Source organism: Acidovorax sp. HMWF018, from assembly GCF_003061035.1.
Taxonomy (GTDB): domain Bacteria; phylum Pseudomonadota; class Gammaproteobacteria; order Burkholderiales; family Burkholderiaceae_C; genus Acidovorax; species Acidovorax delafieldii.
The window spans coordinates 1-6,581 of the sequence record NZ_QAIM01000662.1; the positions used below are offsets into that span (position 1 = coordinate 1).

Annotated in this window: 7 protein-coding genes and 1 pseudogene; 4 read left to right on the forward strand and 4 right to left on the reverse strand. The window is 59.7% G+C overall.

What is annotated here, in order from left to right; genetic code table 11:
- Positions 1–112 precede the first annotated feature (112 nt).
- Positions 113–1,429, reverse strand: a complete 1,317-nt coding sequence (locus DBR23_RS28000; RefSeq protein WP_108500226.1) for an MFS transporter — start codon at positions 1,427–1,429, stop codon at positions 113–115.
- A gap of 101 nt (positions 1,430–1,530) precedes the next feature.
- Between DBR23_RS28000 and DBR23_RS28005 the strand changes: the two genes are divergently transcribed.
- Positions 1,531–1,809 (forward strand): metal-sensing transcriptional repressor, encoded by a 279-nt coding sequence (locus DBR23_RS28005; RefSeq protein ID WP_108500227.1) that lies wholly within the window; start codon positions 1,531–1,533, stop codon positions 1,807–1,809.
- A 75-nt stretch (positions 1,810–1,884) separates the two neighbouring features.
- Here DBR23_RS28005 and DBR23_RS28010 read toward each other — a convergent pair whose 3' ends face one another.
- From DBR23_RS28010 to DBR23_RS29470, 3 genes are all read right to left on the reverse strand, one after another.
- Positions 1,885–2,235, reverse strand: a complete 351-nt coding sequence (locus DBR23_RS28010) for a DUF6488 family protein (RefSeq protein ID WP_108500228.1) — start codon at positions 2,233–2,235, stop codon at positions 1,885–1,887.
- 32 nt (positions 2,236–2,267) lie between these two features.
- Entirely contained in the window at positions 2,268–3,056 is a 789-nt protein-coding gene (locus DBR23_RS28015) for a HupE/UreJ family protein (protein WP_108500229.1), read from the reverse strand.
- A 196-nt stretch (positions 3,057–3,252) separates the two neighbouring features.
- Entirely contained in the window at positions 3,253–3,606 is a 354-nt protein-coding gene (locus tag DBR23_RS29470; RefSeq protein WP_146191474.1) for a hypothetical protein, read from the reverse strand.
- Positions 3,607–3,998: 392 nt separating this feature from the next.
- Between DBR23_RS29470 and DBR23_RS28025 the strand changes: the two genes are divergently transcribed.
- From DBR23_RS28025 to DBR23_RS32025, 3 genes and pseudogenes are all read left to right on the forward strand, one after another.
- On the forward strand, positions 3,999–4,526 hold the full coding sequence (locus DBR23_RS28025; RefSeq protein ID WP_158276504.1) for a DUF4148 domain-containing protein: 528 nt from the start codon (positions 3,999–4,001) through the stop codon (positions 4,524–4,526).
- Positions 4,527–4,778: 252 nt separating this feature from the next.
- Positions 4,779–5,462, forward strand: coding sequence for a heavy metal response regulator transcription factor (locus DBR23_RS28030; RefSeq protein WP_108500232.1), 684 nt, complete (start codon positions 4,779–4,781; stop codon positions 5,460–5,462).
- Between the two features lie 876 nt (positions 5,463–6,338).
- A pseudogene (locus DBR23_RS32025) lies at positions 6,339–6,581 on the forward strand (hypothetical protein); the annotation flags it as partial.

Genomic DNA, 6,581 nt, shown 5'->3' on the forward strand with positions numbered 1-6,581 from the left:
CCCGCATGCATGCGGGAAAGCCATTCGCCACATCAAAGAACGGAATTACCCGCGTTGGAATCGATGTTACTAGCCGCTGAGGCAAAGCAAGCTGGAGTTTTTCAACGCTCCGTTAGTGAGGCCAGCGCTGGTGTTCATCATCAATGACAAAAGCATGCGAATGTTTCTGCATGGCACCTTGCGGCACTTCGACAAGGTGCGGGTGATCAGGCGGGAGATTCTCATGGGTGTGTGCAACCTCCGCAGGCTCATGCTCAGGCCACATAAGGGCAGAAAGGGCAATGGCGGCAACTGCAACCACGCCGAGTGACACAAAGCTGACATCAATCCCGTAACGTGCCCCCACCCACCCGGCCAGAGGGTATGTGATCAGCCAGCAGGCGTGTGAAAGCGCAAAATGGGCGGCGAACAAGGCCGGTCTGTCGGCATCAGTCGATGAACGGCGCAACAGCCGACCCGAGGGCGTTTGGGCGAGCGAGTACCCAAGGCCCATCACGAACCACAGGGGCAACAGCACCTCGAACCGGGTGGCAGTGATCCAACCGAGCACCAGCCCTGCTGCAACCACCGATGCGCCAGCGAGCATGGCGGGCCTTTCGCGCACGTTGTCCAGCAGCCTGGGCAAAGCAAGGGCCATGACCATGGAACCGGCCCCAAAGCACGCAAGCGCAATGGCCGTGGATGTCTGGGTCAACCCCATCTGCGACTGCACCATCACGACTGTATTGACGATCACCATCGCGCTACCTGCCGCCACCGCCAGATTGAGCGCCAGTAGCCCACGCAGCCGCGGCGTCGCCAGGTAGATCCGCATCCCCCGGGTGGTGCGCTCGTAGATGCTGCGCTTGGGCGGCATCTTGGCTATGGGAAGCACTACGGAGACCACCAGCGCCGCTGACGCGATGAATCCCACCACGGTACCGCCAAACAGGCTGTGGTAGCTCACGACAGTGAGCAGCAGCGCGGCGAGCATGGGACTGACCAGGGATTCGAGGTCGTAGGCCAGGCGCGACAGCGACAGGGCCTTGGTGTAGTCGGCTTCCTCCGGCAGCACATCGGGGATGGTTGCCTGGAACGTCGGTGTGAACGCGGCCGACGCAGACTGCAGCACGAAGATCAGGACGTACACCTGCCATATCTGCGTGACGAACGGCAGCACCAGTGCAACGGCTGCCCGGACAAGGTCCAGTGCGACCAGAACAGCCCTGCGCGGCAAACGCTCTGCCATGGCGGATGCGACCGGCGCCACGCCGATGTAAGCCAGCATCTTGATGGCCAACGCAGTACCCAGCACGGCGCCGGCATTGGCGCCTGCGAGGTCGTATGCAAGCAGGCCCAGCGCAACAGTTGCCAGGCCAGTTCCCAGCAGCGCAATCACCTGCGCGAAGAACAAATGCCGATAAGTCCGGCTTGCGAGCACGTCCAACATGCGTGGCCTTTCGAGAAACGCCCTTTCGCATCCGCCTGCAATCACGGCATAGCGAGGGTTGTAATATTGACTTTAACGTATCCTGGGGGATAGGATACTTCATGACAGAAAATCATGTACATGCCAGTCATCCCGACGTGGTCAAACGCCTTAAGCGTGCGCACGGCCATCTGGCCAACGTCATTGCCATGATCGAGGACCATCGCCCTTGCAGTGACATTGCGCAGCAACTGCATGCTGTGGAGCGCGCGATCAGCGCTGCCAAGAAAGTGGTGATCCACGATCACCTCGACAACTGCCTGGACCAGGTTGTGGGCGCAAGCGCAGCGTCGGCACGTGCCTCCATCGCGGAGTTCAAGGATTTGACGAAATACCTTTGACCAAGCGGCAGCATTCTTGGCCCCGGTGTTCGTCGGTTGAGCGGGCCCCCGCTCCCTGCCCGGGGGCCCTGGACATTACTGTCCCGTGAAGTTCGAGGCAACGAAGTTGCCTGCAGGGGTAAAGAACATGTAGAGGGTTGCCTTGCTCTTGTCCTGCTCAGCAGGATTGCTGTAGGTCACGCGCCATTCCTTGCCCTTCTTTCCATCGATGAGCTCAGCCTTTTCGCTCTTGATGGCCTGCCAGCCCTTGTCCAGCTTGCCACTGCCCACCAGGGCATCCTTGCGCTGATTGGCGCAGCCCACCACAACCGTATCGGTCGTGGGCTTGTTGCCGTGGAAATGGCAGCTGCTGCCCTCTGCGGCCATTGCTGGAGCCGCGAAGGTGAAGCCGGATGCGATGGTGGCGGCGGCGATGATGTACTTCATGGTGATTTCCTTTAGGGTGGTTGAAAAACGGATCAAAGGGTGTTGCGACTGTTGTCAGTCGAGTTCTGGATATCCATATCTTCATGGATGTGCCGGTGCTCGGTGGCGGGGAAACGGAAGCTGTCTGGATCGACGTCGTGCTGGTATCCGTGCAACTGCATGAAGAGCAGGTACACACCGGCATAAAACAGACCCAGGTTGGCCACGTAGCTGAATCGCTTGAACGACGGCCTGTGGCGCCACAAGGTAAGCAGAGCGACCATCGCGGCAAGCGCTGCGATCTGGCCGAGTTCGACGCCCAGGTTGAAGCTCAGGATGCGCAGCAGCATGGAGGTGTTGTCGTCCCCCAGCGGCAACTGCTGCAGCCGCGTCGAGAGCCCGAAACCGTGCAGCAGGCCAAAGCCGAACACGGCCGCCAACAGGTTGGGAGACTTCGCGTTGAAGTACTTCTGGAACCCCCCGTTGTTGTCGAACGCCTTGTACATCACGCTCAGCGCGATGATGGCGTCGACCAGGTAGTAGTTCCAGGTGATCTTGAAGTACGTGGCAAAGATCAGCGTGATGCAGTGGCCAATCGTGAACACCGTGACGAACTTGGCGACGTCCCTGAAGGAGGTGAGGAAGAACACCACCCCGAACAAAAATAGCAAGTGGTCATAGCCGGTGAGCATGTGGCTCGCGCCAAGACCGATGTACTGAAGATAACCACCATCCAGCATGCGCTGCTTGTCTTCGTCTGATATGCCGTGTGCGACGGCCATCAGAGGAATGAGCATGAGAAATGCCGGAGTGAGCCGCCTCAACCAAAGCGGTAGTTTCATGAAGTGCCTTCCAAAAAAAGAGCGAACAAAAGCTCCAAGGCGCGCGATAAAGCGGGTCTTGGTATCGGACGACCAGGCAGGCCGAGCCAGGCGCGCGCAAAGCACACGCTTATGGACATGCCAAGGACGTCAGGAGAAGAGAGGTGAGGCGCGAAGGGCGAACAGACAGGCGGAGGTCGCTGTCAGTCGCCAACGCTCAGGCGAGCGCTGATGGGGGCCTTAAAAGGCCTTCAAGAGATGGGGGGCTGTACCGCAAAGCGGCAGGAGCCGCAGGGCTGGATGGAGGAACGCTGGGAATGCTCCATGAAGCACTGGACAACAAGGCTGCGGGGGTGATCCCCTCGTCCGCATGTTGATGGGTGTCCAGGCCGCCAGAGGCTTCAAGATGCAGGGACTTGTCGGCATGGTGATGATGGTCCACGTCCTGCGTGTGGACCACCATGTGTGTCAACTGCTCCGCACGCTGGGCCACCGCAAAGGGACTGGCCATGCCAACGGATTGCCACAGCAGGGCAATCAACAGGAGCATGGACCACAGGCGTCGGGACATGTCGCCAGATTCTAGATCAGCGGCCCGCAGAAATGCGTGGGCTGCGATGAAAAGCCATTGTTTCCGCCAAAGCTGACACAAACGTAATCTGGCAGTCAGTGCCCGAGCAGGGCGTGCTTTCTAGACTTCATTCCGTGGTTCGCGAAATGCACCACCCGGCTGCCGACAACGCGGCTGGCCCACCAGGAGAACACCATGAAGTTTCGTCGCTCAATCGACTTGCTCAGCCTGATCTTTGCCAGTGAGCTTTTCTTTGGATCCGAGCACCGCACCGCATGCGCGGCACGGCCAATGAGCCGCCACCACTAGGTCGACTGAGGCGAGCCAACAGCCCCCGCGGCGCTCTCTCAACTCAGATTCCCCAGCAGATTCTTTCATTGAAAGGTATGACCATGAAACTCACCACCGCACTGTTGATCGCATCCTTCGCAGCTGCACCGGCATTCGCCTCGGAGCAGGCCGCGCCGCTCACCCGCGAACAAGTCCGCGCTGAAACCTTGCAGGCCATGCGCGACGGCACCATGCTCTCGGCCGGCGAGGCCAGCTTGCCGATGCGGAAGATCAATCCCCGTGCATATCCTCCAGCACCAGCCCCCACCGCCTCCAAGTCGCGTGACCAGGTGCTCCGCGAGTTGAACCAGGCCATCCAGAGCGGCGAGATGCTCGCCGCTGGCGAGTCCGGCATCAAGCTCAATGAAGTTGCTCCCGGGCAATACCCGACCCAGCGGTTGGTTGCGGGCCCCTCGAAGACGCGCGATAAGGTCAAGGAAGAGCTGGCCCAGGCCATCGCCAAGGGCGAGGTCGCGGTCAATGGCGAAGACGGGCGCATGCTCAAGGAGGTGTTCCCTGGCCTGTACCGAGACACCCAGGATGTTGCGGCAGAGCGCAGCTTCAAGGGCGGCGGAAGCCAGGGTATGTGATTGAGTCTCAAGTGCATAAGGCTCCCTGGTAGCCTGTTCGTGGAGTACAAGAGAAGTCGTTGATCAGGCGACCCCAAAGCGCTGCCGCGCCACCGCATGGTGGCAGCGGCAGCTTGGCCTTTGAGCCCGCCCCTAGCTAAGTTGACCTGTGCGGCACCAGGACCTTCTCCGGGCGCGGATCGCAGCCGGGCGCGCGCACCGGAGTTACAAGTTATTGATCTGCAAAAGCCCGATATCTCGGAAAATCGTTGAATGAAAATCCTGCTCATTGAAGATGAGGTCAAGCTCTCCGAGTACCTGCGCAAAGGACTTGGCGAAGCCGGCTACAACGTCGATGTGGTTCACAACGGCGTGGATGGTCTGCACATGGCTCTGGAGGGTGCACACGACCTCGTGATTCTTGATGGGATGCTTCCAGGCATCGACGGGTTCACGCTGTTGATGGCCTTGCGCAAGACCAGGCAGACCCCCGTGCTCATGCTCACGGCGCGTGTCAGCGTTGAAGACAGGGTGCGAGGACTGCAGACCGGCGCAGATGACTACCTGGTCAAGCCCTTCGCATTCTCGGAGTTGTGCGCCCGCGTACAGGTGCTGCTGCGCCGTACCCATGGTGCTCGGGATGCAGGGGAACCCACAGTGCTGGGCCTCGCAGACCTGGAACTCGATCTGATTCGGCGGAAGGCCTCGCGCGCGGGCCAGCGCATCGAGCTGACCGCCAAGGAGTTTCTGCTGCTAGCGCTGTTCCTTCGCCGCAAGGGCGAAGTGCTTTCCCGCACTGAGATTGCCGAGCAGGTGTGGGACATGAACTTTGACAGCGACACCAACGTTGTGGAAGTCGCAATCCGAAGGCTGCGCACAAAAATGGACGTGAACTTCGACAAGCCATTGCTCCACACGGTAAGAGGCATGGGCTATGTCATGGAAGAGCGCTCCTGACCAGCAGCATGAGAATGCCGAGCTCTGCGCAGCGCCTGAGGCGCCCCGCAGGCGGCACGGATGAGGTGCTGTATGCGGGGCCGAGGCACGTAGTGCTGGCGGAAGCAACGCAAACTCGAATTGCTTACTCAGGTAGCACATGCCCAAGGGCATGAATCTCTCGGACCTCTCACAGCTTCGGCTGAAGGCCATGGCGAGACCATTGAATGAGAGGTCGCTCAAGACACCAGGCTTCCACACACCCGCTGAGGTATTCAGCGAATGTGCGGCATCGACCGGTTGAATCTGCCACTGAATCCCGCCGTCAACATTGGAGTGTTCCATGCGGAATGGATTGCCTGCCACCAGGCATCGGGCGATGCTCCATCCTCGCACGTGTCACCTCTAATACAGATGTGTTTTAGCGCAGCAGCCGCACTGCCGCGACTCACCGTTTATAGAGGGGCACGAATAGTCGAATTCAGGAACGGATCGTGAAGGTAGCGCAACAGCTTTTTAAAACCACAGAGGAAACCGGTGGGACCTTCTACTGGCCTCGTGAAATTGAGCCGTGTGAGGAAATACCCTTCCGTCGTCCAGCGGACGATGACAGCGCCCGCAGCGTCGAAGAAATCTGTACGGCGTAGCCTTTGTCGCTTGCCCGCTGGGTGTTGCACCGAGGGCTCTCAGAACGAAAATCTGTGATGGCAATGGCTTGCGATTTGGGCATGCAGAGGCTCCGCGAGGCAAGCCGCATTCGAATTGAAAACGCACTCCTGATGGGACGCGAATCCAAGTAGTGTGCAGATGCACTAGGTTGCTTGGGCTCTGCGCTCATCCTAAGCCCACATTAGGCTCACCAGGGGTCAGCCGAGTGGTCTCTATAATTTCCGCACCATGCTACGGCGCTTCATCGCGGTTTTGATTCTCCACTTTCTTTTGTGTGTGGGTTTGTCTGCCGCCGGTTTGAATCCGCCCGTCTCTGTTCCGCAGGGTACCGAGGTAGTGGAGCGCAGTACGCCCAGTGGCCCAGGAACACCCCTCGCCTTTTCTGACGCGGACGACCACGCCTTGATGGACGACAAGGGCGATCTCCCGGATCAGCTGGAGCCGCAACGGCGAACCAGTTCAGGCGGCACC

Coding starts and splice junctions, on each gene's coding strand:
- DBR23_RS28000 (WP_108500226.1), bottom strand. CDS start 1,429: ATGTTGGACGTGCTCGCAAGCCGGACTTATCGGCATTTGTTCTTCGCG.
- DBR23_RS28005 (WP_108500227.1), top strand. CDS start 1,531: ATGACAGAAAATCATGTACATGCCAGTCATCCCGACGTGGTCAAACGC.
- DBR23_RS28010 (WP_108500228.1), bottom strand. CDS start 2,235: ATGAAGTACATCATCGCCGCCGCCACCATCGCATCCGGCTTCACCTTC.
- DBR23_RS28015 (WP_108500229.1), bottom strand. CDS start 3,056: ATGAAACTACCGCTTTGGTTGAGGCGGCTCACTCCGGCATTTCTCATG.
- DBR23_RS29470 (WP_146191474.1), bottom strand. CDS start 3,606: ATGTCCCGACGCCTGTGGTCCATGCTCCTGTTGATTGCCCTGCTGTGG.
- DBR23_RS28025 (WP_158276504.1), top strand. CDS start 3,999: ATGAAACTCACCACCGCACTGTTGATCGCATCCTTCGCAGCTGCACCG.
- DBR23_RS28030 (WP_108500232.1), top strand. CDS start 4,779: ATGAAAATCCTGCTCATTGAAGATGAGGTCAAGCTCTCCGAGTACCTG.